The following is a 24,335-nucleotide window of genomic DNA, read 5'->3' as shown; positions in this document are numbered from 1 at the left end:
CCCGCATTTGCTGGCGCAAACGCTCCCCTCTCCTTACTAAGGAGAGGGGTTGGGGGTGAGGTTTTGTACTTTACTAAATTTTTAAAGATTAGCAACTGATTACCCAAATTTACTCACAGCATGACAAAATCGATAGATTGACAAACTTGTATATGTAGAGATACAAAATAGAGGTTCTGGTGTGAGTACATTCTTATCTAGTGTCGCTGTCTTACTCTCGACTTTGGCTTTATTATGCAGTGGCTATACGGCTTACCAAGTTTTCACCCTACAACAGACGTTGAATGTTGCAAGTGCTGGTAATAGGAACGCCACCACTTCTACCCTAAAAACTTCCAGTTCAGAAACTACTGCTGCTCCCAACACCACATCTAAGTCACCAGAAGCGCCTGCGTCTTCATCTCCAACCACAACAGCACAATCAACAGCCTCCGCTGGAAGTGCGATTAAACCTGGTGAATTTGTACAACCTTCCTTTGGAAAGAAAGCAGAAGTAGAGTTACTATCGCTTAACCGGATTAAAGATCCAGAAACAAGAAACCGTGATGTCGTGAATCTGCAGATGCGTATCCGTCGGCTTGCTACAGATGGAATTAATCCTGGTGAATCTGTAGGAGTCTACAGCACAACAGCACGTAATCCTGACACAAGCGAGACTTATAAAGGAGTTGACGTCAAACGCTCAACGGGTAGTGTTGATCTATCTTCTTTGCGTCCTCAAGCTTCAGCTGATGCTTATGTCTGGTTAAGAATTCCTGAAGGTGTTAACAGCATAGACGTTTTTGTTCCAGATACTGCGGCATTTAAAAATGTGCCAGTTTCTAATTAGTCCTGAGTCTTACAGCCATTTCCAGGTAAATAGACCACAGTCGTGGGAGTGAATGACATTGCACCTCTACAAACGGTGTGGTTCATTTAGGTGAAAACTGCTGTAAGTGATGAGTCCTGAGTTGTAAGACGTAGATACTCACAACTCAGAACTGAAAACTCAGTAGTTTTACTTCATCGAATAGCGGTATTCTCGTCTTGAGGCAAACTGTCTATATCCAGCACGTTGAAAGGCGTGAACCATTGGTACATTCACAGTGTCGGCGTCGCTACGGATGCGTACAGCACCGTTGGACTTAAGGGTGAGAGTTCCCTGCTGTAGCAAATCATTGACGTAGCCTTGTCCCCGGTGTTCTGGAACTACACCAATAAACCCAATGATAGCTCCACCGTCGTTTTCTGCTGGCATAATTAAACCTACAAGAGTTTCGTCCTGGGTGTAAGCTAGTTGCCACCACGTCGGGTTGTACTTGAGAGCCTTCGACGTATGAAAGCGTTCCAGTGCTTCTTGCTCTAAACCTAGTTTAGCCTGGTCATGCAAGATGGAACGATCCAGAGTTTGTGACGACACTTGCATGATGCCGTGAATGAAAGCATCTTCACCAACCTGATTAAGCGAACGGAAAGTCAGCCGATTTGATAGCGTTATCTGAGTCTGAGTATCTTTCCACTCAAAGCGAATCGTTTCTCTATTTAGAGAGAATCCAAACTTTTCCAACAGCTCAATTCGTTTCTCAAGGTATGTGGAGTAGGGTGATGGAATATCGAGTTGATACTCCATACTGTCACTATCATGAAGCTGCAACTGTGTCAAGCTTTGTTGTAAAAGCTGTGTGCCGACTGCAAGATAGTTGGCGTTCCAAGGGAGTTCCAAAAAATCACAAATGAAAGGCTTGCCGAGTGATGGTAAACTCCAGTAAACAATACGCCCGACGAACTCTCCTGCTTCTTCAGCGACAAAGCACCACTCCGGGCGAACGTAGCCTTCATCCCACATATCTCTCAAATAATTGAGAAAATGCTCGTTTAGATCAGCTTGTTCACTGAAATTAGCGAAGACTTCCAGTTCCTCGCGGCGAATAGGGCGAATATCCATGATGAATCTCCTAAGACTGTAGCGATAGTTACTTGTTTGCTGAAAGTCATCATAGGTATCACCCCCTGAGTATAAATATAATGATGGTCGGTAGAGGAATCTACCATTTCCTCAATAATAACACAGGGTGAGCATTGCCCACCTTAGAGAAAACCCCTGTAAGTGATGAATCCTCAGTTGTAATACTAAATCCGCTGTTAATACCCACCTATGTTGTAGAGACATTATATTTACGTGCTCTACATTAAATGTCTATGATAAAATACGCAAAAAAATACTAAGTACTTTGGCAACAAAACGCACACACTTTACGTCATTGAGAATAACTGCATCGGTAACCGATGAAACAGTAAAAATCATCGTAGGTTAGGGAGGACACTTCTGCGCAGGGTTCCCTTCCCCCGGTTGTAGACGCCTCTGGGCAGCTTCCCGCAGGGTAGAAAGTAGTCCGTTTGATGCAAGGAAACTCAACGTCAACCCTCAATATTTACGATCCCCATTTATGGGTACTGTACGAAGGTTATCGATCTTACTCAAAGTGTAATGAACTATGTTTAATTGGTTAAAAAGAATCTTATCTGTATTCCTGATTGCTCTGATAATCACACTTCATCTGAGCTTTACTTCAGCAGCACCTGCATTTGCTTCTACTCCTTTGGACTTTATATCGCCAAAGTATATTGAGAAACTCCTATTCAATAAGCAGCTTGTTAAAGATGCAAAAAACTTTCTGGAAATAACGCCGGAAACGATTTGTAGGGCTTACTCCGATAAGTTAACGGGCACTGATAATTCGACTTGGGAAGCGATTGAGAAAGGAGCAATCTCAACCTTCACAATTACTAAGGCGGTTGCATCTGCTTCTACCGCAGGTGCGGGGGCGTTGGCTGGTTATGCCGGAACCGCATCAGCCGTTTCTCAGTTGGGATTAGGCGGTCTAACAACTGCACTAGCTGGAATGATGGGTAGTAGCGTTGCGGGAGCAGCCGCAACTGCAGTTGTCACATCAGCAGTTGGAGGTCCACTTGTTATGGGCGCACTTCTTGTGGGTGGTACAGGTGCTGTTGCTTTCGGCAGTGATAAATTGTTGAGGTTGGGCTTTGAACATTTGGGCAACTGGGCGGAAAGCTACTGTAGCTTGTCTGCTGCTTTCAAATCACATGATGATGTAGCAATCGCTGCTCATTGAGAGGTCAAAACGTTGCAAATATAAGGGTGAGCATTGCCCACCCTACACAATTATTCTTGAACCACGATCGCTCTACAACTTCGTACCGCACTCAGGGCAGAAGTTATTATTCGGCAGGTTTTTCGCACCGCAGTTGTTGCAGAAAACTGGCTCTAGCGAAGCTTTCTGTGGCTGACGTGGTAAGCCAATCATCTGAGCGTTGCTCTTTCCAGGAGCGATCATTGGGTAACAGTTTTCGTCTCTGGTCACGTGGACATTGACGATAACTGGACCAGGGTGTGCTAGCATTTCGGCGATCGCATCTTTCAACTCCTCTCGGCTTGTGATCACCATGCCCTTGATGCCATACGCCTTTGCCAAAAACTCAATATCTGGCATTCCCACTTCCATATTCGAGCAGGAGTAACGCTCGCCGTAGAAGGCTTGTTGCCATTGGCGCACCATTCCCTGCCAGCCGTTGTTTAGGATAACTGTCTTGACATTGATACCATATTGTGCGGCTGTTCCCAGTTCCTGTAAATTCATTTGGAAACTGGCATCACCGCTAATACAGATGACTTCTTGATCCGGAACCCCCACCTTCGCGCCTATTGCTGCGGGTAAACCGAAACCCATCGTTCCCAAACCACCACTGGAAATCCAGCGCCGTGGACCATTGTTGAGGAATTGTGCTGCCCACATTTGATGTTGACCAACATCTGTTGTGTAATAGGCGTCGGGTGCTTGGCGACCAATTTCTACAATCACCTCTTGCGGTGAGATACTGTCAGCATGGTGTGGCACCTCCAGAGGATATTCTTCCTTCCAGCGGTTGATCAGGTTCAGCCATTCTTGGGTTTGGCTGGGTATGGTGTTGACACCTGTTTGCTGACAGCGACGTAACAAATCAGTCAGTACTTTCCGTACATCACCAACGATAGGTACGTCTGGAACGCGGTTCTTACCTACCTCTGCAGGATCGATATCAATGTGAATGACCTTAGCACGGGTAGCGAATTCATCCAACTTACTTGTAACGCGGTCATCAAATCTTGCACCGACACAAATCAGCAAATCACAATCTGTGACAGCAAAGTTAGCGTATGCGGTGCCGTGCATTCCCAGCATTCCTACAGAAAGGGGATGATGTTCGTCAAAAGCACCGATACCCATCAACGTTGTGCTGACGGGGATATTAAACATTTCTGCCAATTGTTTTACTTCTTCGTGGGCATTAGAGGCGATCGCACCTCCACCCACATACAACAACGGACGGCGACTTTCACGGATTAATTGTATTGCTGCACAAACCTGCCGTGGATTACCCTTCACCGTGGGACGATACCCTGGTAACTTCACTTTTCCAGGTTCCACAGGCAGATAGTCAAATTCTTCAAGCGCCACATCCTTGGGAACATCAATCAAAACAGGTCCCGGACGTCCAGTGCTAGCGATGTGGAAGGCTTCAGCAACAATTCGCGCCATATCTTTAACGTCACGCACCACATAGGAGTGCTTGACGATTGGTAGGGTAATTCCGTAAATATCAGTTTCTTGGAACGCGTCCGTACCGATAACCGCCCGTGAGACCTGTCCGGTGACAATAACCATCGGGATTGAGTCCATATAGGCGGTGGCGATACCCGTCACTAGATTCGTCGCCCCAGGACCTGAAGTTCCAAAGCACACTCCTACCTTCCCCGTAGCACGGGCATAACCATCGGCGGCGTGTGCTGCACCTTGTTCGTGTCTTACCAAAATGTGCTTAATCTCACCACCTGCAGCTTCTACTTTGTACAGATCGTCGTAAATCGGCAGGATTGCACCACCAGGATAACCAAAAATATACTCAACGCCGTGTCGCTGGAGACTATCAAGCAAAGCAAAACCACCTGATGCACGCCTGGGCGTCACGACGGGCGAGATCAAAATGTTGGAGATGCTCTGATTTTCGGTTTGTGGGAGACTAATTTGAGAAGGCGAACGCACAGTCAAACCTCACGCAATAGCTAAGTTAATGCTAACTCTTTGTAGTTAAAACTTCATTTTAGTTTAAAAGCTTAGTACAATGGCGACAAAATTTGCTGTAAAAAGTAGAAAATTCATTTTAGAAAAATGTCTCGCAATACTCGACGACTGTTTTGCCAAGCCCAAACGCCTACAATCATCACGACAATACTCATTCCCACAAGCACAATTCTTAACCCATGCGACCCAAGAGCATCAGTGAGTGGGCCAGTGATTGCCAGTGGTACTGAGAGGGCTATGTTCACGGCATGATTTTGAAACCCAAACACTTTACCATGCATTGTGGGTGGTGTTTGTTGTTGAATCAGAGTTTGCATTGGTACCCCAATGAAAGCCGCGCCTATACCCAACAATGCACAAAGTGCTAAAGCTAAGAGCAAGTTGTTAGTAAAACTGAACACTCCTAAAACCAGCGCCATAATTAAAAACCCAATTAGGGGTAAGGGCTTGCGCTGAACTTTTTCACCCCAGTTACCTAAAATCGCTGCTCCCAAAACCATACCTATCCCAGCTGCTGCCAAGAAAAAGCCAAATTGTTTTTCTTCTAAGCCAAACTTTGTTGCTAATCTGATAGCCAGTACTGTTAATGCTGCAAACACACAGTATAATGTCGTCAGTTGCAGCATAGCATTCAACACAAGACGGTTTTTCTTGAGATAACGCAAACCCTCTTTAAAGTCAGCCCAAGCATTGATGGCTGGTTGATTGTTGTCAAAAGATACCTTGTCTCTAAAATTAATGGGTTGCATGACGCCCGCAGACAACAGGTACAATCCTGCTACGATCAGTTCTTGACCATATCTTGCTCCTATTGAGTTTTTCGCCCAACTTAAGATTGGCTCCCCCACAGCAAAGCCAACAATTAAAGCTCCCATCATTGTGCTGCTAAACAGCGCATTGGCTGCCATCAAATTTTCTTTTTTAACCAACTGCGGAATAGCAGCTTGCTCAGCGGGTGCAAAAAACTGCGTCACAGTGGAGATGGCAAAAGTTACGATCAGCAGAATAACAAACTCTCGTGGCAAAAAAGGAATACACAGCGTTAATAGCCCGCGCACGATATCAGAGCCAACCATAATGAGTTTTTTTGGGAAGCGGTCAACAAAGATACCACCCGCAGAACCAAATAAGACTGCTGGTACTGTAAACGCCACCATCAACGTCGAGTACTTTGAGTTTTGCGCTAATCCAGCAGGGGCTGGGTAGTTCTCAAGCAGAGCAATTATCAAAACAAGAAAGACTTTATCTGCTAATTGGGATACCAATTGCCCAATCCACAGCAGCATAAAACCACGGTTTTTGAGAATCGCAGTAAACCCTTTATTAACAGCAGCAGGTTCAGTTGGAAACATTAGAATCTTTTGAGATAGCAACTCGTCATCGTCAGGGAGGAGTAAAGGAAGTGGGGAAGCAGGGGAACTGATGACTCCCATTACCCCTCATCTTCCATTACTCATTCCTACTTGGTAAATCTGTTTTCCGGACTAGTTATCTTCATAATGCTTTAAAAGCAAGTGCAAAAACTCAGCCGCACTCAGACGCTGTTTTGGCGGTGATTCGCTAAAACAAGAGTCTAAACAGTAGCCCTGAACACTTTGGGGCGATCGCCACATTTGCAGATGGTCAACCGGCGGATCTGCACAAAAGTTATTCTGCCCACTTCCCAGCATAGAAGAACTCCAGTGGGTGAAATAATCATGACTCATCCGATGGATCGGAAAATTTCCCCACATAGGAACTCCCCATCCATCTATAGCAATAAAAGCTTTGACATAACCGCCAATTTCTTGCCATTTATGAGCAGCGAGTATCGCCCCAACAACACCAGCACTAAAGCTAATGAATACAACCGGCGATTCTATCCTATCCTGCAAGTGTTTGTGTAAAAATTGCCATAAATGAAATCCTGATAAAGCTAAACCACCCTCACCAGGAAACATCAGTACATCTACTGCTTTTTTCTTTTTGGCTTCATCTGTAAGTTGGTCTATCCACCCTGATACAAAACATTGAGTGAAAAGTGACTCATGAATTCCAGGGCAAATAATTATACTCATCTCTTCTTCTATTAGCAGCTTTTTCCTCTAGCTATGTATAGATACTAGTTATAAAGAAAACATTAATAACCATACTTTCTCGTATATGTAACGGTTTGCAATATTCAAAAAAAGATTCAACCTGTTTGAATTCAGCAAAGCGGTAAGTCGTCCTTATAATTAACAACTCAACATATCAATCCCAGTCTATCAAGCGCTACACAATTTGCGGAACAAGTATATGTCAAGCCTCTAAAGTCATTTTTAGTCATTGTTGTGTTTCTATCTTCGGTAGTAAATAGAGGGTAGTCATGATAACTACAACTCATATTTACTTTTTTATCCTATCCCCCTGGATAGGATAAAATTTGACGAGTATGGAAAACAACAAGACCTAAGGGTGCTGAACCATGAGTACCAAGATTGAAGTGGAAATCATCAAAGGACTCATTGCTTAGGTACTCAGAACTTTTGAAGTTGTATTGAGGAACAATTGTGGTTGCTACACCAGAAAAACTAGATTCAACGCATGAGCGATCGCCCAGTCAACAACGAGTAGCAGTATTACTCATGGGTTACGGTGAAGTCGAAAGCTACGAAGATTTCGCTAACTATAATGAACAAGCCTTAAATCTCCTGACAGCAAAATTTGCACCCGTCCCTACTTGGGTGTATCCTCCCTTGGCAAAGCTTTTGGCATTATTTGACCGTCATGAGTGGGGACATCAGCACCATGATTTTATTTCTCCACACAACGCTATTTTTGAAAAACAACGTGCTGGCATTGAAAAAGACCTACAAGCCAAGTGGGGTGAAGGTGTTCAAGTTTTTAAAGCCTTCAACTTTTGCGCTCCCTTCCTACCCAAACAAGTCCTGGCAGAAATCAAAAATCAAGGTTTTGACAAAATACTCATCTACCCACTGCTTGTTGTAGATTCCATCTTCACCAGCGGTATTGCTATAGAACAAGTCAACAACGCTTTATCCGAGATAGCAGAGGGTGATGAGCATTGGGTGAAAGGACTGCGCTACATCCCCTCGTTCTACAATGAACCAGCTTACATCGACTTGATGGCGCATCTAGTCGAAGAGAAAATTACAGCTGACTTAGCCAGTGCTTACCTACCTTCTCAAATTGGCATTGTGCTGATGAACCACGGTTGTCCCCATAAAGCCAAAGGATTCACCTCTGGGATTACCGAAAGTCAGATACTCTACGACTTAGTCCGCGACAAGTTAATCTACCGCTACCCTCTGATTTCTGTCGGATGGCTCAACCATGACACACCCTTGATTGAATGGACGCTGCCAAATGCTCAACAAGCAGCAAAAAACCTGATTCAATTAGGTGCCAAAGCAATTGTATTTATGCCGATTGGTTTTGCGACAGAAAACCATGAAACTCTACTGGATGTACACCACATCATTCATGCCTTAGAGAAAAAGCATTCTGATGTAAACTACGTGCAGATGCCTTGCGTTAACGACGATCCTGAGTTCTTATACATGGCAGCCCAGTGGGCAAATGCTCATATTAACGAGTTGTTGTCAGAAGAAACTGTGGCAATTAATCCGCAGTTATCCGTTGCACATCATCATCACCATCATCATTAAGGTGTAGGGTGGGCAACATGTTGCCCACCCTACTGGTGCTCTTTGCACGAATGACATTTTAAGTTTAATTAGGTTGAGGTACTTATTCTCTTTGTTGAAAAACCTAACTGTTGCTGAATTTTGATTGTATCCTCATATAAGTCTGTAACTCTAGAATCAAAACTAGGACAACTAATATCAGGAGACGTTTGTTCTTTATACTTCACTTTAGTCGTTGTACCGAACGACGCACTTTTCACACAAGGGGTAAATGGTACATTTTCTAGTGGCTGGGCAGTTTTTATATCCTCAAAAAATCTCTTACTTAGCCCAGATGAAACTTCACCCTTGCCCGTTTTGTTACAAACAGTGTAAGTTGCTGCTCCACCAGGTAAAACAGAAATTGTGTAAGGGCAGGTATTCGTTGAGGCAGAATTTTCGATAACCGCCTTACCTCCACTAACTTCAGAGTTTTCAGTTTGTGCCAAAATTTTCCCTGACGTAAAACTCAAGACCATACTTAGCAAAACTGATCCGAGAATAATCCCGTAGAAACTAAAAGCTTTTTTCATTCTTACAAATAAAATAGAAGTGTTTAATGATGAAACTTATATATAGGAATCCGGTTTGGTTTCTGTTCGCGCTTCGTGGCGTATCTCTTACACCAGACGACGCTCGATAGCGGTGCTAGCCGTGACAGCACCCGCTAGCCACACGAACTCGTTGAGGTAAGGAACGCTGAACATAAACTGTACTGAATTCTCTTCAAAAATCAAGTAGGAATCCTATAGTCAAAAATTATATCTTATGTTTTTTCTTTGTAAGTAGATCAATATAAAAAAACATAAAACTACGATTCTTGCAATTGCTACCTTTCAAGAAGCCCCCTCCGGGGTCTACCCTCCATCCTTTGGGGATGACCTATGCCCTGCGTAGAAAAAATCTGCTACCTCTGTGTCGCCAGAAGGATGGAGCAAAAGTCATTAATTTCTATCCTCAAAGTCATAGAGAACAGATTGGATTGCAGGACAAATAATTCAAGATTGTTAAAAAAATAAGAGGTGTAAGGATGCACAGCCGCACTTCCTTGCACTGTACAAAAGTAAAGGGAATTCAAATCCCTACACTCTAGAAAAAATAACTACATTAGGAGGTTGATTAATGACAGTGACAAACGCCAAGCGTAAAATTCGCTACGCGGTTGTAGGACTGGGTTGGATTGCCCAAGAAGACGTCTTACCTGCTTTTGCTCACACCGAAAATTCACAACTGGTTGCCTTGTTTTCAGGAGATCCAATCAAGCGTCAAAAACTTGGCAAGCATTATGGAGTAAAAACTTACTCTTACGAAGAGTATGACAACTACCTTAAAAGTGGTGAAATAGATGCAGTTTACATCGCCTTGCCTAACCATCTCCACTGTGATTATACTGTGCGGGCGGCAAAAGCTGGTGTTCATGTGCTTTGCGAAAAGCCAATGGCTGTGACAGAACAAGAGTGTGAGGAGATGATTCGCGCTTGCCTTGAAAACAAGGTCAAACTAATGATTGCCTACCGTCTGCATTTTGATAAAGCAAACATGCTGGCAGTAGAAATTGTTAATTCAGGCAAAATTGGTAACCCCCGCATCTTTAACTCCGTATTTTCTCAACAAGTTGTTGGAGATAACGTGCGGTTAAAAGAACCAATCTCCAATGGTGGTGGTTCCGTTTACGACATGGGGACATACTGCATCAATGCTGCCCGCTATCTATTTCAAGATGAACCCACTGAAGTTGTTGCCCTAAGCGCAAGCATTGGAGAAAAGCGTTTTGAGAAAGCCGACGAAATGACCAGCGCCCTAGTGCGTTTTCCTGGAGAGAGAGTGGCAATATTTATCTCTAGCTTTGGCGGGGCACCAGTTTCTACTTTTCAGGTTGTAGGTACAAAAGGCGACTTGCGGATGGATTCTGCATACTCTTATCAAGGCGAATTGAAGCAACAAGTTACCATCAATGATGAAACGCAGGAACAATCTTTTCCTGCTGGAGACCAGTTTGCAGCAGAAATTATTTACTTTTCAGATTGCGTGATCCTAGATAAAGATCCAGAACCTTCTGGAGAAGAAGGGTTAGCTGATGTTCGCATTATTCGTGCAATCAATCAATCAGCACAAACAGGTCAGCCTGTGCAATTGGGTGAATTCAAGCGACAACACAGACCAAACTCAGACCAAGTCATTCAGTGTCCAGAGAGTGAACACCCAGAATTTGTTAACGCAGCAGACCCCTCAGGTCAGTCGTAAATACTTCACTCTCTTCTCAAGCAAACAAGGGCGATGAGAGGGAATGCCCACCCCTTTAGGGCGCGCCAAGGGCGATCGCTGCTTGCAGTAATGACTTTATATAGCAATCCTATCTGAGTTGTGAACAGTTGGTTTTGACTGTTGAACGCCAGACGCCTAGGTCAGGAAGCCTTCATATATTCGCGCTGGCTCCTGTTAACAGTTGACACTCAACACTCAACGTCAAGAGTCTTAACTCAATATTTACAAATCATTTAGGACTGCTATATCTATTTCTTTTGTTATATTCTTTTTGAAGTTTGAATGCAAGTGACAATAAATCTCAGTTTTTCTCTAAAGTTTCATCAATCAAGAGAAATAAATTATTTTTTAATTATAATTTTGATTAATCACAAAGATATATTTGTGGACTCAAAGAATAACTTCTCTACCTAGGATAGACATAAAAAATTTAAACATACATCTAAACTTATTATTAAATTAATTCTATACTTTGTCCACCAACTTAGTTCTCACACATTTGAGTATCTGGAAATCTTTCATTGGATAAGAGAGTATCCACTTTCCATTTAAAACTTAACTTTTTGGGAGGGTTTTTATGCGAATTGCTCAAGTAGCTCCACTCTGGGAAAGAGTGCCACCTACAACTTATGGCGGTATAGAATTAGTTGTTGGACTTTTAACTGATGAATTACTCAAACGTGGACATGAAGTGACGTTATTTGCATCAGGAGATTCTATCAGTTTGGCAAAGCTAGAATCCGTTCATCCTCGTGCTCTACGACTTGATAAAACTGTGAAAGAATACGGCATATACGATATGCTGCATTTAGGTCGAATATATGAGCAAGCTAACGAATTTGATATTATTCATTCTCACATAGGATGTATCACCTTAAGCTACGCTAGTCTGGTAAAGACGCCGACTATTCACACGTTGCACGGAATTTTTACTCCTGACAACGAAAAGATGTTTCAATACGCAAAAAATCAGCCTTACGTTAGTATTTCTGATGCACAAAGAGAAGAAAGGTTAGGGCTGAATTATGTAGCAACAGTTTATAACGGGATTGATGTTAGCAGTTATAAATTTTATCCCCAACCTGATGACCCGCCATATTTGGCGTTTCTAGGTCGAATTTCTCCAGAGAAAGGAACGCACTTGGCGATAGAAATTGCCAAACAAGCAGGCTGGCGCTTGAAGATGGCGGGTAAGGTGGATGTCGTTGATATGGGATACTTTGAAAAAGAAATCAAACCTTTGATTGATGGTAAGCAAATTGAATATTTGGGTGAAGCCAACCATAGGCAAAAAAATGCTTTGATGGGAGGTGCGGTAGCAACCCTATTCCCGATTACTTGGCGAGAACCGTTCGGGTTGGTTATGATTGAATCAATGGCATCTGGTACTCCAGTGATTGCGATGAACCTAGGGTCTACAAAAGAGGTCATTGCTGAGGCTAAAACAGGTTTTCTCTGCAACAGCGTTGAAGAATGCGTGAGTGCTGTGAGCAAGGTTGCAGGATTAGACCGCTCTGAGTGTCGGGAGTATGTCTGGAATCGTTTCAGTGTTCAGAATATGGCTGAGGGCTATGAAGCAGCTTATCATAAGATTCTGACGCAACGGTTTGCTCGCAGTAACGGACATTCGCAGCAATCCGGCCCTTACATTTTTACGCACGCTAAATCTGGGCAATCGTATAAAAAATAGCGAGCATCTAACGAATAGGTTCAGTGCTTGGTGACGCTATCACCACTCAAAAATTCAAATACAGCACGCGTCACCTCACCAGAACAAGCGTGTTCAAAGTAGCGTCTCCAGACCAATAGCGTTTGCAAGAGCGCCATCGGTCTTCCCCGGAGGATTGCCCGAATTTACGCAGCTTTACCCAAACTCTAAAAGCGCTGTAAAATTGACTTTAAGGCAGCATTGAGTCAAGAAAATAATCAAATGACAGGGTTAAGAAAGCTTGTGGGCGAAAAATAAGTTAATCAACACCTCGTAACTTCCGTGTGTTCTCAACTAAACTCTGAGCAAATTGCTCGAGACGTTGAGAGAGTTTCTCATCTAATAACTTACCTTCAGGGCTAAATGCTTTCCAGGCTTGCCCAATTGCTACCTGCTCTGGAATAGACCATGCGTGTACCCATCTAAGGATTACTCTCAAATCATTGAGTGCATTGTTATTAGATTGACCACCCAAAATGCTGATAAATCCTGCGACTTTACCTGCTAAATGGTCAAAGCTCATTAAATCAAGAGCATTTTTCAGGACACCGCTTACACTACCGTGATATTCAGGTGTAACCAAAATTAAACCATCAGCACGTGTAAAAGCATCTTGTAGCCTTTTCACATCTGGGTAATCTGGATAATCGTCCCCTCCATCACAAAATGGTAGGTTCATTTTGCGCAAATCAAGAACTTCTACTTCTGCACCTAGTTCCTGTGTTTTTTGCGCTGCTAATTCTAAAGCCAATTGGCTATAAGAATCTGGTCGTAAGCTACCAGCAATGCCTACTATCCTTACCATAACTGAATCCTCAAATTGTGTTTTAAGTTACAAATTTTGCCTTAGTGTATATTGACATTCAAACACTGATATGTTTGCAAAATGTAATCATTACGAGTATGATTTAATTATAGCTATTTGTGACGTAATATGCCAAATTCCAATAGGCAGACAATTCCATGCTAAAGAGCCAGAAAAATAACAAAGATAAAATGTAAACCTAAAAGTACTACTTCAAAAGGCTTTTGAGCGTCATAGTCTAACCTGTGAGGAAACAACGAGCATCTAATTAGGCGTCTAACGCAGTTATTGGGTATTGCAAGGAAAAACTTATTGTTTGCTTTTTTTGGAAGCTACACTAGAAAATTAGACACCCCTGATATCTACTCTTGGTAGAGGAAAAGGCATAAAAACGAGTGCTCGAAATTAAGAGCAGCAAGCAAAGGGTAATTATTATGAAAAATTTTGAGAAAAAGACATCGAGAAAACAGCAGCCTGCAAAGCGTGCTGCCTTGACTGGAGCGCTAGCAGCCAGTTTAATCATGTTGCCAGGAATATTAGGGGGGACTCCTGCATTAGCACAAAAAGCAGAGCAAGAGTCTCTATCTTATGGTGAATTAATCAAGAAAATAGACAATAAAGAAGTCAAAAGAGTAGAGCTTGACGAAACTGACCAGCTAGCAAGGGTTTATCTAAACGGACAAAAGCAAGGTGAACAACCGATACAGGTGCGGCTTTTAGAACAAAACAGCGAGCTAATTAATAGACTAAGAGAAAAGAATGTTGACTTTGGCGAGGCTCCCTCTGCCAATAGTAAAGCGGCTGTAGGACTTTTGCTCAACCTAATGTGGATCTTGCCACTAGTTGCTTTGATGTTATTGTTCCTTCGCCGCTCTAGTAATGCCTCTAGCCAAGCAATGAACTTTGGAAAAACCAGAGCTCGTTTCCAGATGGAGGCAAAGACTGGAATCAAATTTGACGATGTTGCAGGTATTGAAGAAGCCAAGGAAGAACTGCAAGAAGTCGTGACTTTCCTCAAACAACCAGAAAAATTCACTGCTGTGGGCGCACGCATTCCCAAAGGAGTGCTGTTAGTGGGACCTCCGGGAACAGGTAAAACACTGCTTGCTAAAGCGATAGCCGGTGAAGCAGGCGTACCGTTCTTCAGTATTTCCGGCTCAGAGTTTGTAGAAATGTTTGTGGGTGTGGGCGCATCCCGTGTGCGTGATTTATTCAAAAAAGCAAAAGAAAATGCTCCCTGTCTGATATTTATCGATGAAATCGACGCTGTAGGACGCCAAAGAGGTGCAGGTATCGGTGGTGGAAATGATGAACGGGAACAAACCCTTAATCAACTGCTCACCGAAATGGATGGTTTTGAAGGTAACACTGGTATTATTATAATTGCCGCCACCAACCGTCCAGATGTGCTGGATACCGCGTTGCTTCGACCCGGACGGTTTGACCGACAAGTGATTGTAGATGCACCAGATCGAAAAGGTCGTCTGGAAATTTTAAAAGTCCATGCCCGTAATAAGAAAGTTGATCCATCCGTTTCCTTGGAACTTATTGCGCGCCGCACCCCTGGTTTTACAGGAGCAGATTTAGCAAACTTACTCAATGAAGCAGCAATTCTGACAGCACGTAGACGTAAAGATGGTATCCCACAGCTAGAAATAGACGATGCTATTGATAGATTGACAATTGGGCTGACCCTTAACCCACTACTGGATAGCAAGAAAAAGCGGTTGATTGCCTATCATGAAATTGGACACGCTTTATTGTCTACACTTCTGGAAAATGCTGATCCTTTAAATAAGGTGACAATTATTCCCCGTTCTGGTGGAGTAGGTGGTTTTTCTCAGCAAATTCTCAACGAAGAAATGATTGACAGTGGGCTTTATACTAAAGCTTGGCTGCACGATAACATCATCATGACTTTAGGAGGAAAGGCAGCAGAAATAGAGGTATTTGGCGAAGCTGAGGTCACAGGTGGAGCTAGCAACGACCTAAAAGTTGTAACAAACCTTGCTCGTAAGATGGTGACTATGTATGGTATGTCTGAGTTAGGGTTAGTAGCTCTAGAAAATCAGAGTAGTGATGTTTTTCTTGGTCGAGATTGGATGAATCGCTCTGAATATTCAGAGGAAATGGCGACTAAGATTGACCGACAAGTGCGAGAAATGGCAGTTGTTTGCTATAGAAAAGCTCGTCAAATTATTCGTGAAAATAGAGCTTTGCTAGATCGCCTTGTCGATTTGCTTGTCGAACAGGAAACAATAGAGGGCGAGCAATTTCGTAAAATTGTCTCTGAATATACTCAACTGCCAAAGAAACAACAGTTGGTTGTATCTGGTTAGATGAAGTCTTGAGTTCTAAATGCTGAGTCATTCTCACTTAAGACTCAGCATTGAGTTATCAGTTATCAGTAGTTTGTTCACTGACAACTGATAACTCTTCACTGACTTAATATCCCGAATCTCCTACAGCTTTTGATTCCTGAATGATGACTTGTGACTGTTGAGAAGTCCAACCCTGCGATGAACTCCTAGTAATTTGCTGCTGGGAGAACATTTCTCGAAGAACCATTGCTGGATCGACATATTGTTTAGCATACTTGAGTCCCCAATGAACGTGAGGACCTGTGGTTCGTCCGGTCATTCCTACTCGACCAATTCTCATACCAGCGCTTAGTTGCTGACCTTCTGCAATTTGAATTCCACCTGTTCTATCTACTAGATAACGGCGATTATCTACAGTTTCAACTTGTCCTTCCATGTGACAGTAGGTGTGTTCCCATTCGCCAGATTGAATGACTATATAACTTCCGCAAGCATTACGATCGCCAACCTTAATCACCGTACCTGTCCACCAATTGCGAATGTAACTCCCTTGTGGCGCGGCGATATCTAAGCCACTGTGAAATTCTAAATTAGAACCGCCAGTTGCAGAACGACGGTAGCCAAATGCGGATGTGTAGGACTGAAAATGTTCTACTGGAAAAGACGCTGCTAACCAATTGTTAGCTCTTGCTATCTTCTTGGAGTTTAATTCTACAGATGGTTTTGTTTTGGGCGTCTGAGAATGTTCTACAGCAATTGAGGCTGCTAAACGATTCTTGGGTGTTGCTATCTGCTTGGAGTTCAATTCCACAGATGGTTTTGTCTTGGGCGTCTGAAAATTTTCGACGGCTATTGAGGCTGCTAACCGATTCTTGGGTGTTGCTATCTGCTTGGAGTTCAATTCTACAGCTTCTACTGATTTTAATTTGGTCAATAGAGTGATAAAGCTGACAACACCTAATCCTAGTATAGATAGACTGACTACGGAAAGTGCTACTGTTTGTCGCCACTTACTCATTTTTTAATCCTCTAGCTCTTACTACATATCCATAAATTGATGTAAATTTCAGCAGGATCAAAGATTGAAATTTTGATTAGGAATTGACATTTGCTTTGGAGTGGGTTCACCCTGTGCACCACGACGATAAAAAGCGTATATTTTTTACTGATTCATCGAAATATATCTACCTTGAAAATATTGATCTGTCAAGTTATTTACAAAAATAGTATTTTTTCAGGTATCAAAATTACTTGATTTATTTGATAATCAAAAACATAAAATACTTTTTAATTTCATTAGCATTTTAGATGCCTTTGAGCAGTGATGATTTGTTGATAGTTCAGTGCTCAAGTAGCTAGTTATCATTAACCAGAAAAGAAAAGTATTGATAATGACATTTTTTTGGTTACGTATATACTGAGTGGATAAAAATGTAAACCTGTGCACAATAAAATGTCATAGTGAAAAAGTTGCAAATAAGTAAAAATGCTGTTAGGTTTATCGTTATCATTGGTTAAACTTCCCAAATGCACCCTCCACAAGACTTCCACTAAGCCATGCTGACTGAAATATTGCCTTTGGGCTTTGAGTTAGATAAAATCGCGATCGCCGGAGCAACTTTGTGGTCTTTGGCGCTGTATCTTGGTTTATCCCCAGTCAGGGAATGGGTGATACTGCAATTGAACCGTTGGTTTAACTTTGCTGAGCGATCGCTCTACATCAGTCAATCAGAATTTGAAAAAACAAGAAAGGCAAGAGAATCACAAAATGCTTTTTACGCCTCAGTTTTCAGTATCCTGCCCTTTCTGGTCATTGGTACCCTACTCAATTGGGGAGTGCAAATTAGTTTAGGTTCGAGCTGGGCAATTAGCATGGGGATACTTGCTTGTATGGGTTGTGGCGTGTATGAATTAGGACGAAGAGATGGGGAGTCTTCTGGGAAATAGCAACAAAACAATTTAGCGATCACCGAAGTTTTGTTAGCGTATTTCTGTGTGTAATACGTCCATGCACGCAAGCAAGACAGCAATGATCATCATGGAAACCACATTCCACACCTTGCATTTTTACATAGTAGAATCAATATTATTTATAGCAGGGAACGCTTAACAGACTTTCAAGTCTCTTGGTGACCGTGTTTTCTCATTAGTTCGTGTCCTAATCTACCTGGCAACTGCTATAACTGATTTTTGAGTCGTTAATAATAGTGTTTGACTATAGATGAGATGCTAATAACATTGTTTTGACACGCGTATTCCTACTCATCAAAGAGTATGGATAATGCGCTAATATTAATAGTTTGACAAATATAGCAAAGTATGTGTAAAAAAAGAAAATCAGCAGGATCAAATTTTATAATGTATAAATAAAACCAAAGTTAACTTATGCAGGAATCAGGTGCAAAGTTAACAATTGCTTCCATACTTAAAAATTGTGATTTATTCAGGCAAAAACATGCCAACAAACCTCATAGTTCTCATTGGTGCACTGTTTGTCGCGTATATAGTCTTCCGGGCTTTGCTCAGTTTATTGCAAACAGCGATCAGTACCGCGATCGCCATTTTAGTTATCGTCGTTATCTTGATGTTTTTTGGTTTCAGTCCTCAAGATCTGATGCGAGAAATCAACAACTTACCTCAAATTCTGAGCCAATTCATCAAAGAAGTGAAGAAAATACTCGGCTTGTCAGCAATCCCGACTTACAGTCGGGAGTTGCTGACTATTTTTCCCAAAATTTGAAATTAAAACTTCCAGGACGACGACGAAAACGTCGAGTGGTTTTCTTAACTTGGCGTTTGTTTGATTTTTCACCAGAAACTTCAGCTTCGTCAGTTTGTTCTAGATCTTCCTGTGGTAGTTGAGTTCTTGATTCTTCCTTGCTTTGCCACCAAGCAATCGTCCAGCCGCCGCCTATACCAGCGATCGCACCCAAGAAAATACTCATAGGTGGTTGATACCCTGCGAACACAAAGCCAAGTAAGAAAAATAACCAATACTTCAAGCCCGCGTCAACGCCCTCAGAGGTCGCTACTGTAGATGACTGGGGTCCACTTTTGGTTGATGCTGTCACCCAGCCCAAGGCGAAACCACCCAATACACCTAGAAAAATACTGAGGGCTGGATCGTATCCAGTACTCAAAAAGACAAGTGTAAAAAATAACCCTAATAAGATTTGAGTGACGAAGTTTGGTGAAAAGTTGAGTTTTGGTGGTGCCATAAGATGTAGCCTACCTATTGGCGAATGACATTCTTTAATTGTGCCTCTATTGGTTGAGTTGTATCCACAATTTTAGCCAGTGATTTTTCTTTTTCTGTCAAGGGTTCAGCTTGCTGAAGTTGAGACGCTAATAAATCAGCCGTTGCATCAGCAATATCACCAGTACGGTTATTCAGTCGTTGTTCCAAAACTTCTGATGGTGCTGTGCAAGAGATAATTTCTAGGGGAAGTTGATGTTCAACAGCAGCGGCGATCGCCTGTTCACGTAACTGCTGTCTGTCATACTTGGCATCCAAAATCACCACATAACCTGCTTTTGCCAACAAAATTCCTAATTCCAACAGCCGCGTGTAAGTTTTCTCAGTCATTTCGGGTGTGTACAAATCATCACCACCGCGTTTCATCAACGGAATTCCCGCCAAATGTTTTCGCACTGCATCCGAACGAACGTGAATCGCCCCCAATTGACGAGCTAAATATCGCGCTGTTGTACTTTTACCAGAACCCGACAAACCGGACATCAAAATCACTCGTCCCTGACGTGGTTTCGTATATTCCCAAGCCTGCTTATAATAATTAGCTGCTTTTTTGCTCACTTCCTCCTTAACAGAAGCAGGCACACTTGGGTCATCTAATAAAAATGAAGTCACCTTTGCCCTAACATAAGATTGACGGCTTAAATAAATGGGCAACACCTGCAACCCTTCCCAATCGCCAGTCACTTCAAGGTAAGTATTTAAATAAGCATTACTCAAATCTGGACGTTGCTGACCTTCCAAATCCATCACAGCATAAGCAACATCAAACATCACATCGACAAAGCGAAACGGCTCATTAAACTCAATGCAGTCAAACAGCCAAATTTTATCACGCCACAAACAAATATTGCCTAAGTGCAAATCCCCGTGGCATTCTCGAACATAGTTGTTTTGAATTCTCTTCTTAAAGAGTTCGCCACGTTCAGCAAAAAATTTATCTGTGTCTTGCTTTGTTTCCTCAAACTGCTTCTGCGTCTGGGGACCATTAATATATTTTTCCGTTTGCTCGTAATTTTCGTCAAACGCAGCCCGAATTTGGGACACCTCACCAAAAGAGCGAATGTAATCATTCGTCACTGTTTTGGTATCATGATACTCAGCGACGACTCGTCCCAACTCTTCCACAAGTTCCTCAGTTAACCGACCCTGCTCAAACATTTTGCTAAACAGCGCATCTGTGGGGAACTGGAGCATTTTCAACACATATTCCACAGGTTCTCCCGTTCCTCCAAGTTGGTACTTTTCCCCTACTTGAGTCACCGGGAACACCTCCAAATAAAGTTCCGCAGCACCGCGCTGATTTAAACGCAACTCCTCCTGACAAAAATGTCCCCGCTTCTCTAAAGTGGAATAATCCAAAAAGCCAAAATTCATCGGCTTTTTCACTTTGTATGCATAATCTCCAGTCAACAGCACATAAGAAATATGCGTCTGAACCAATTCAATAGGTTCCTTCACCTGATGCGGATAAAACTCAGGCTGCAACATTTGCTGAATTAAAGGGGGAATAGAAACTTCTGTCATTTCTTCTTGGCGTCCTTGGCGTCTTGGCGGTTAAAATCTAAGATACAAAAAAACCAGAGGTAACCCCCTGGTCTTCTTCGTAACTATATCAAATTTAAGCTTGTTCTGATGTTGCCGATTCTGACTGTTCCTCACCCTCAGTTTCAGTCTCACCCGCCTCAGCCGCCTCAGCCGCCGCAGCCTCAGCCTCAGCCTCATCCTCAGCCTTAGCATCAACTTGTGGGGGTAAAATTGTAGCGATCGCCTGCTCAGAATCACCCAAATATGTCACATTTTCAGGTAAATTGAGTGCGTCAACATACAAAATATCTCCCACGTGCATATTGGAGACGTCAACCGAAATCGCTTCCGGAATATTTTCCGGTGCACAACGCAGCGACACGACTGTAAATTGTGTATCCAATACACCGTTTTCTAGCTTCACACCTACTGGTTCTCCGACAAAACTCACAGGTACTTCCACATCTGTGTCACCGTGACCTGCAACGGCAAAAAAGCTCAGGTGGTAAGTTGTACGTTTTGCGGGATGAGACTGAACTTCCCGTAGCAGGGTTTTTCCCCGCCAAGGAACATCAGTAATATTAAGGTCAATCAAAGTATTATTAACCGAAGCTTTGATGAGCAGGCGTTCAACAACCTTAGCATCAAGGACGAGAGAAATCGCTTCGGTACCTTTATGACCGTACAAATGCGCGGGGATTTTTCCAGAACGGCGCAAAGCATTGGGCTTAGTGCCTTCTGGTCGCTTCTGACAATCGACTGTTAGCTGCATTTTTCGCTTTTAGATTTTAGATTTGAGATTTTGATAGTATCACTTAGTACGGGCACAAGGCATTGGGCTGTATTGTTCGCTCTAAGCACTCAGCAACGAAGCAGGTGTACCATCCTGGTGCAATAAACCACGTTTTGGACCGTGGATGGGGTCTTCAACAATGATAGTTTGGTCGCGGCTTGCTCCTAAGGAGACAATTGCGATCGGCACTTCTGTTAATTCTGCCAAAAATTTCAAATAGTCTAGCGCTTGCTTGGGCAATTCTTCTAAAGTACGGCAATCACTTGTTGAAGTTCTCCATCCTGGCATGGTTTTGTAGATAGGACGACACCGGGCAAATTTACGGGCGTTGCTAGGAAAGTGTTCGCTGCGTTCCCCATCGATTTCGTAAGCAACACAAACTTGAATTTCCTCCAATTCGTCGAGGACATCAAGTTTGGTAATTGCTAGACAATCCATACCATTGATGCGGACAGCATAGCGACCGATGACTGCATCAAACCAGCCGCAACGCCGCCTACGTCCGGTGGTTGTCCCAAATTCAGCACCACGCGTGCATAAGACTTCTCCCATTTCCCCGTCTATTTCTGTGGGGAAAGGTCCCTCGCCTACCCGAGTGGTGTAAGCCTTCGCTATCCCAATCACTCGGTCAATCATTGTCGGTCCTAATCCGGTACCAACACAAGCCCCACCCGCCACTGGGTTAGAGGAAGTCACATACGGGTATGTCCCATGATCCAAGTCGAGAAGGGTACCTTGCGCTCCTTCAAACAAAATATTGCGCCGCCTCTGAATTGCATCGTATATTTTTAAGGACGTATCAACAACATACGGTCGCAGGCGTTCCGCATACCCCAAGTACTCGTCAATCACTTGTTTGGGGTCTAATAGTGGCAAGTTGTAAAGTTTTTCTAAAATGACGTTTTTATAATTGATTGTCCACTCCAACTGTTCACGGAGTCCCTCAGGGTTCATCAAATCTAATACCCTGATACCAGTCCGCTCTGATTTATCAGCATAGGTTGGACCAATTCCACGACCAGTTGTGCCAATTTTATGGTTTCCTCTTCGCTCTTCCGATGCCTGGTCAATCAATCGGTGGTAAGGCATCGTAACATGAGCCGTCTCAGAAATCAGCAGATTGCGAGTGGAAATACCAAGTGCTTCTAGTTGGTCAAGTTCTGCGATTAAAACCTGTGGATCTATGACTGTTCCACAGCCGATCATGCACTCGGTTTTTGGATACAAAATACCAGAGGGAATCAAGTGCAGCTTGAAGGTTTGACCGTTGACTACAATTGTGTGTCCAGCATTGACGCCCCCTTGGTAACGTACAACAACATCTGCGGAGCGACTAAGTAAGTCTGTTATTTTACCTTTTCCTTCATCGCCCCACTGGGCACCTATAACAATTACGTTAGCCAAGTGTTTATTAAAATTCTAAAGTTTGCACAAAAAACTATTTATAGCAATTTTTATGCACTTTGTCAAATGTTTTAGAAGTCTAAATATCATAATGCTTACATTTTTTTCTTTCCAGGACTTACGCAAAGGAAACGTAGTTGTGTCATTGCGACGTAAGGAAACAATCTCACAATCTTGTTTTTTCGTAACTTGTGCGTAAGTCCTACTTTCTTAAACACCACTAACAGGTTTTTATACCAAAAATTGACATTTACACCAACTGCTATTATTCTTTCTATCAAGTAGTGTAATGTTCATCTACACACTAAGCCCGATCCTTGAAAACCGCATAACTTCGTTGGAGTGTGTCGATGGCTTGCCCAGTAAGCTTTTCAGACGTCAAAATTGATTTATTCTTGTGAGAGTTTAATCACTTTTTCGGAGTGTGTCGATTTGGGGGTCTGAAAGTCCTTTCCAGTAAGGGTTTCAGGAGTGACCTCTTTACAAACCCATTTCCCTGCAAAGGGATGGAAACGCGTTTCATACACTAATTGTCTGTTTCTTTCAACTTTACAAACCCATTTCCCTGCAAAGGGATGGAAACTTTAACGGTCCGTTAATATAGCCCAAGTCGATATCCTTTACAAACCCATTTCCCTGCAAAGGGATGGAAACGTTAGCGATGTCACCTACTTGAGCAGTTGGGTTCTTTACAAACCCATTTCCCTGCAAAGGGATGGAAACACGCATTCCTTAACGCCCTCTCTGACCTCAACATTAACTTTACAAACCCATTTCCCTGCAAAGGGATGGAAACATTTCGTCGTTTTTTTTCGCGACATTATCTCCGCTGGCTTTACAAACCGATTTCCCTGCAAAGGGATGGAAACATTCAACTCGTAATCCTTGGTTTTGCTGCTGTTGTTGCTTTACAAACCCATTTCCCTGCAAAGGGATGGAAACTCTTGAGTAAAAAACCAGACATCGGAATTTTCGTTGTATTCTTTACAAACCCATTTCCCTGCAAAGGGATGGAAACATTAAAGTAGCATCGTTTTTTGCAGAAGGATTGCTTTACAAACCCATTTCCCTGCAAAGGGATGCAAACGGCCACCAGACTCCTTTGCAAGCTTGGTTATAATGCAGCTTTCCAATACCTCTTCCCCGCAAGGGGATGCTTAGAGCAGTCACTAAAAACTAAATCAATCAATCTTAAGTTTTTTGTTGAGGCGATCGCACTTAATTTTCATTGTCTAAAAAAGCAAAGATTCTTTCCGTAGCTATTTCCTTGGATTCAACTCTATTCTGTTAGGACTTACGCACGAGTTACGAAAGAACAAGATTGTGAGATTGCTTCCTTACGTCGCAATGACACAACTACGTTATTTTTGCGTAAGTCCTGTCTGTGTTCTTCTTAAAATCTCTATCCAAACAAAAAGCCTTCTCCAATCAGCCAATTTTTATACTAATAATTTATTAAGTCTTCTTTTGA

19 protein-coding genes and 1 CRISPR repeat array are annotated in these 24,335 nt (G+C 42.7%); of the genes, 8 read left to right on the top strand and 11 right to left on the bottom strand.

The window, feature by feature from the left end:
• Positions 1-181 precede the first annotated feature (181 nt).
• Positions 182-829, top strand: a complete 648-nt coding sequence (locus AC5590_RS14570) for a hypothetical protein (RefSeq protein WP_169264353.1) — start codon at positions 182-184, stop codon at positions 827-829.
• Between the two features lie 168 nt (positions 830-997).
• On the opposite strand, the gene AC5590_RS14565 is transcribed toward AC5590_RS14570, so the two are convergent.
• Positions 998-1,924: a GNAT family N-acetyltransferase gene (locus AC5590_RS14565; RefSeq protein WP_169264352.1), complete on the bottom strand. Its 927-nt coding sequence runs from the start codon at positions 1,922-1,924 to the stop codon at positions 998-1,000.
• Positions 1,925-2,474: 550 nt separating this feature from the next.
• On the opposite strand from AC5590_RS14565, the gene AC5590_RS14560 reads away from it, so the two are divergent.
• The gene (locus AC5590_RS14560) at positions 2,475-3,113 is read left to right on the top strand and encodes a hypothetical protein (RefSeq protein ID WP_169264351.1); all 639 of its coding nucleotides are present in this window, start codon (positions 2,475-2,477) and stop codon (positions 3,111-3,113) included.
• Between the two features lie 72 nt (positions 3,114-3,185).
• Here the strand turns inward: AC5590_RS14560 and ilvB are convergent, their stop codons facing one another.
• The 3 genes from ilvB to AC5590_RS14545 form a co-directional block, all read right to left on the bottom strand.
• Complete coding sequence (gene ilvB / locus AC5590_RS14555) at positions 3,186-5,081, bottom strand: biosynthetic-type acetolactate synthase large subunit (RefSeq protein ID WP_169264350.1); 1,896 nt, start codon at positions 5,079-5,081, stop codon at positions 3,186-3,188.
• A 113-nt stretch (positions 5,082-5,194) separates the two neighbouring features.
• Complete coding sequence (locus AC5590_RS14550; protein ID WP_169264357.1) at positions 5,195-6,472, bottom strand: MFS transporter; 1,278 nt, start codon at positions 6,470-6,472, stop codon at positions 5,195-5,197.
• Between the two features lie 132 nt (positions 6,473-6,604).
• A complete protein-coding gene (locus AC5590_RS14545; RefSeq protein ID WP_169264349.1) occupies positions 6,605-7,177 on the bottom strand; it encodes a hypothetical protein in 573 nt (190 codons plus the stop codon).
• A gap of 474 nt (positions 7,178-7,651) precedes the next feature.
• Between AC5590_RS14545 and AC5590_RS14540 the strand changes: the two genes are divergently transcribed.
• Positions 7,652-8,770, top strand: coding sequence for a ferrochelatase (locus AC5590_RS14540; protein WP_169264348.1), 1,119 nt, complete (start codon positions 7,652-7,654; stop codon positions 8,768-8,770).
• Between the two features lie 68 nt (positions 8,771-8,838).
• On the opposite strand, the gene AC5590_RS14535 is transcribed toward AC5590_RS14540, so the two are convergent.
• Positions 8,839-9,321, bottom strand: coding sequence for a hypothetical protein (locus AC5590_RS14535; protein WP_169264347.1), 483 nt, complete (start codon positions 9,319-9,321; stop codon positions 8,839-8,841).
• A gap of 589 nt (positions 9,322-9,910) precedes the next feature.
• On the opposite strand from AC5590_RS14535, the gene AC5590_RS14530 reads away from it, so the two are divergent.
• Positions 9,911-11,032 (top strand): Gfo/Idh/MocA family protein, encoded by a 1,122-nt coding sequence (locus tag AC5590_RS14530; RefSeq protein WP_169264346.1) that lies wholly within the window; start codon positions 9,911-9,913, stop codon positions 11,030-11,032.
• Positions 11,033-11,630: 598 nt separating this feature from the next.
• Entirely contained in the window at positions 11,631-12,743 is a 1,113-nt protein-coding gene (locus AC5590_RS14525; RefSeq protein ID WP_169264345.1) for a glycosyltransferase family 4 protein, read from the top strand.
• A 277-nt stretch (positions 12,744-13,020) separates the two neighbouring features.
• On the opposite strand, the gene AC5590_RS14520 is transcribed toward AC5590_RS14525, so the two are convergent.
• Positions 13,021-13,566, bottom strand: coding sequence for an NADPH-dependent FMN reductase (locus AC5590_RS14520; RefSeq protein ID WP_169264344.1), 546 nt, complete (start codon positions 13,564-13,566; stop codon positions 13,021-13,023).
• A gap of 434 nt (positions 13,567-14,000) precedes the next feature.
• Between AC5590_RS14520 and ftsH the strand changes: the two genes are divergently transcribed.
• Positions 14,001-15,905: an ATP-dependent zinc metalloprotease FtsH gene (gene ftsH, locus AC5590_RS14515; RefSeq protein WP_169264343.1), complete on the top strand. Its 1,905-nt coding sequence runs from the start codon at positions 14,001-14,003 to the stop codon at positions 15,903-15,905.
• Positions 15,906-16,011: 106 nt separating this feature from the next.
• Here the strand turns inward: ftsH and AC5590_RS14510 are convergent, their stop codons facing one another.
• On the bottom strand, positions 16,012-16,581 hold the full coding sequence (locus tag AC5590_RS14510; protein ID WP_246163390.1) for a M23 family metallopeptidase: 570 nt from the start codon (positions 16,579-16,581) through the stop codon (positions 16,012-16,014).
• Positions 16,582-17,444: 863 nt separating this feature from the next.
• Between AC5590_RS14510 and AC5590_RS14505 the strand changes: the two genes are divergently transcribed.
• Positions 17,445-17,834, top strand: coding sequence for a hypothetical protein (locus tag AC5590_RS14505; protein ID WP_169264342.1), 390 nt, complete (start codon positions 17,445-17,447; stop codon positions 17,832-17,834).
• 508 nt (positions 17,835-18,342) lie between these two features.
• On the top strand, positions 18,343-18,627 hold the full coding sequence (locus tag AC5590_RS14500) for a hypothetical protein (RefSeq protein WP_169264341.1): 285 nt from the start codon (positions 18,343-18,345) through the stop codon (positions 18,625-18,627).
• Here AC5590_RS14500 and AC5590_RS14495 read toward each other — a convergent pair.
• The 4 genes from AC5590_RS14495 to AC5590_RS14480 all read right to left on the bottom strand — a co-directional run bounded on the left by AC5590_RS14495 (position 18,608) and on the right by AC5590_RS14480 (position 22,864).
• Positions 18,608-19,105, bottom strand: a complete 498-nt coding sequence (locus AC5590_RS14495; RefSeq protein WP_169264340.1) for a hypothetical protein — start codon at positions 19,103-19,105, stop codon at positions 18,608-18,610. The two genes, AC5590_RS14500 and AC5590_RS14495, sit on opposite strands and share 20 nt — an antisense overlap.
• Before the next feature lie 14 nt (positions 19,106-19,119).
• Entirely contained in the window at positions 19,120-20,667 is a 1,548-nt protein-coding gene (locus tag AC5590_RS14490) for a bifunctional aminoglycoside phosphotransferase/ATP-binding protein (protein ID WP_169264339.1), read from the bottom strand.
• A gap of 94 nt (positions 20,668-20,761) precedes the next feature.
• Positions 20,762-21,439 (bottom strand): 50S ribosomal protein L25/general stress protein Ctc, encoded by a 678-nt coding sequence (locus tag AC5590_RS14485; RefSeq protein WP_169264338.1) that lies wholly within the window; start codon positions 21,437-21,439, stop codon positions 20,762-20,764.
• Positions 21,440-21,520: 81 nt separating this feature from the next.
• Positions 21,521-22,864, bottom strand: coding sequence for an adenylosuccinate synthase (locus AC5590_RS14480; RefSeq protein WP_169264337.1), 1,344 nt, complete (start codon positions 22,862-22,864; stop codon positions 21,521-21,523).
• A 478-nt stretch (positions 22,865-23,342) separates the two neighbouring features.
• Positions 23,343-23,951: a CRISPR direct-repeat array (repeat unit 36 nt; unit sequence CTTTACAAACCCATTTCCCTGCAAAGGGATGGAAAC).
• Between the last annotated feature and the right edge of the window lie 384 nt (positions 23,952-24,335).

This window comes from Brasilonema octagenarum UFV-OR1 (assembly GCF_963888615.1).
Taxonomy (GTDB): domain Bacteria; phylum Cyanobacteriota; class Cyanobacteriia; order Cyanobacteriales; family Nostocaceae; genus Brasilonema; species Brasilonema sennae.
This window is presented reverse-complemented; position numbering and strand designations above follow the sequence as displayed.

What these genes read in the sequence shown, in the direction of transcription:
- AC5590_RS14565 (WP_169264352.1), bottom strand. Translation starts at nt 1,924, where the DNA reads ATGGATATTCGCCCTATTCGCCGCGAGGAACTGGAAGTCTTCGCTAAT.
- AC5590_RS14560 (WP_169264351.1), top strand. Translation starts at nt 2,475, where the DNA reads ATGTTTAATTGGTTAAAAAGAATCTTATCTGTATTCCTGATTGCTCTG.
- AC5590_RS14550 (WP_169264357.1), bottom strand. Translation starts at nt 6,472, where the DNA reads ATGTTTCCAACTGAACCTGCTGCTGTTAATAAAGGGTTTACTGCGATT.
- AC5590_RS14545 (WP_169264349.1), bottom strand. Translation starts at nt 7,177, where the DNA reads ATGAGTATAATTATTTGCCCTGGAATTCATGAGTCACTTTTCACTCAA.
- AC5590_RS14535 (WP_169264347.1), bottom strand. Translation starts at nt 9,321, where the DNA reads ATGAAAAAAGCTTTTAGTTTCTACGGGATTATTCTCGGATCAGTTTTG.
- AC5590_RS14530 (WP_169264346.1), top strand. Translation starts at nt 9,911, where the DNA reads ATGACAGTGACAAACGCCAAGCGTAAAATTCGCTACGCGGTTGTAGGA.
- AC5590_RS14525 (WP_169264345.1), top strand. Translation starts at nt 11,631, where the DNA reads ATGCGAATTGCTCAAGTAGCTCCACTCTGGGAAAGAGTGCCACCTACA.
- AC5590_RS14520 (WP_169264344.1), bottom strand. Translation starts at nt 13,566, where the DNA reads ATGGTAAGGATAGTAGGCATTGCTGGTAGCTTACGACCAGATTCTTAT.
- ftsH (WP_169264343.1), top strand. Translation starts at nt 14,001, where the DNA reads ATGAAAAATTTTGAGAAAAAGACATCGAGAAAACAGCAGCCTGCAAAG.
- AC5590_RS14505 (WP_169264342.1), top strand. Translation starts at nt 17,445, where the DNA reads ATGCTGACTGAAATATTGCCTTTGGGCTTTGAGTTAGATAAAATCGCG.
- AC5590_RS14500 (WP_169264341.1), top strand. Translation starts at nt 18,343, where the DNA reads ATGCCAACAAACCTCATAGTTCTCATTGGTGCACTGTTTGTCGCGTAT.
- AC5590_RS14495 (WP_169264340.1), bottom strand. Translation starts at nt 19,105, where the DNA reads ATGGCACCACCAAAACTCAACTTTTCACCAAACTTCGTCACTCAAATC.
- AC5590_RS14490 (WP_169264339.1), bottom strand. Translation starts at nt 20,667, where the DNA reads ATGACAGAAGTTTCTATTCCCCCTTTAATTCAGCAAATGTTGCAGCCT.
- AC5590_RS14485 (WP_169264338.1), bottom strand. Translation starts at nt 21,439, where the DNA reads ATGCAGCTAACAGTCGATTGTCAGAAGCGACCAGAAGGCACTAAGCCC.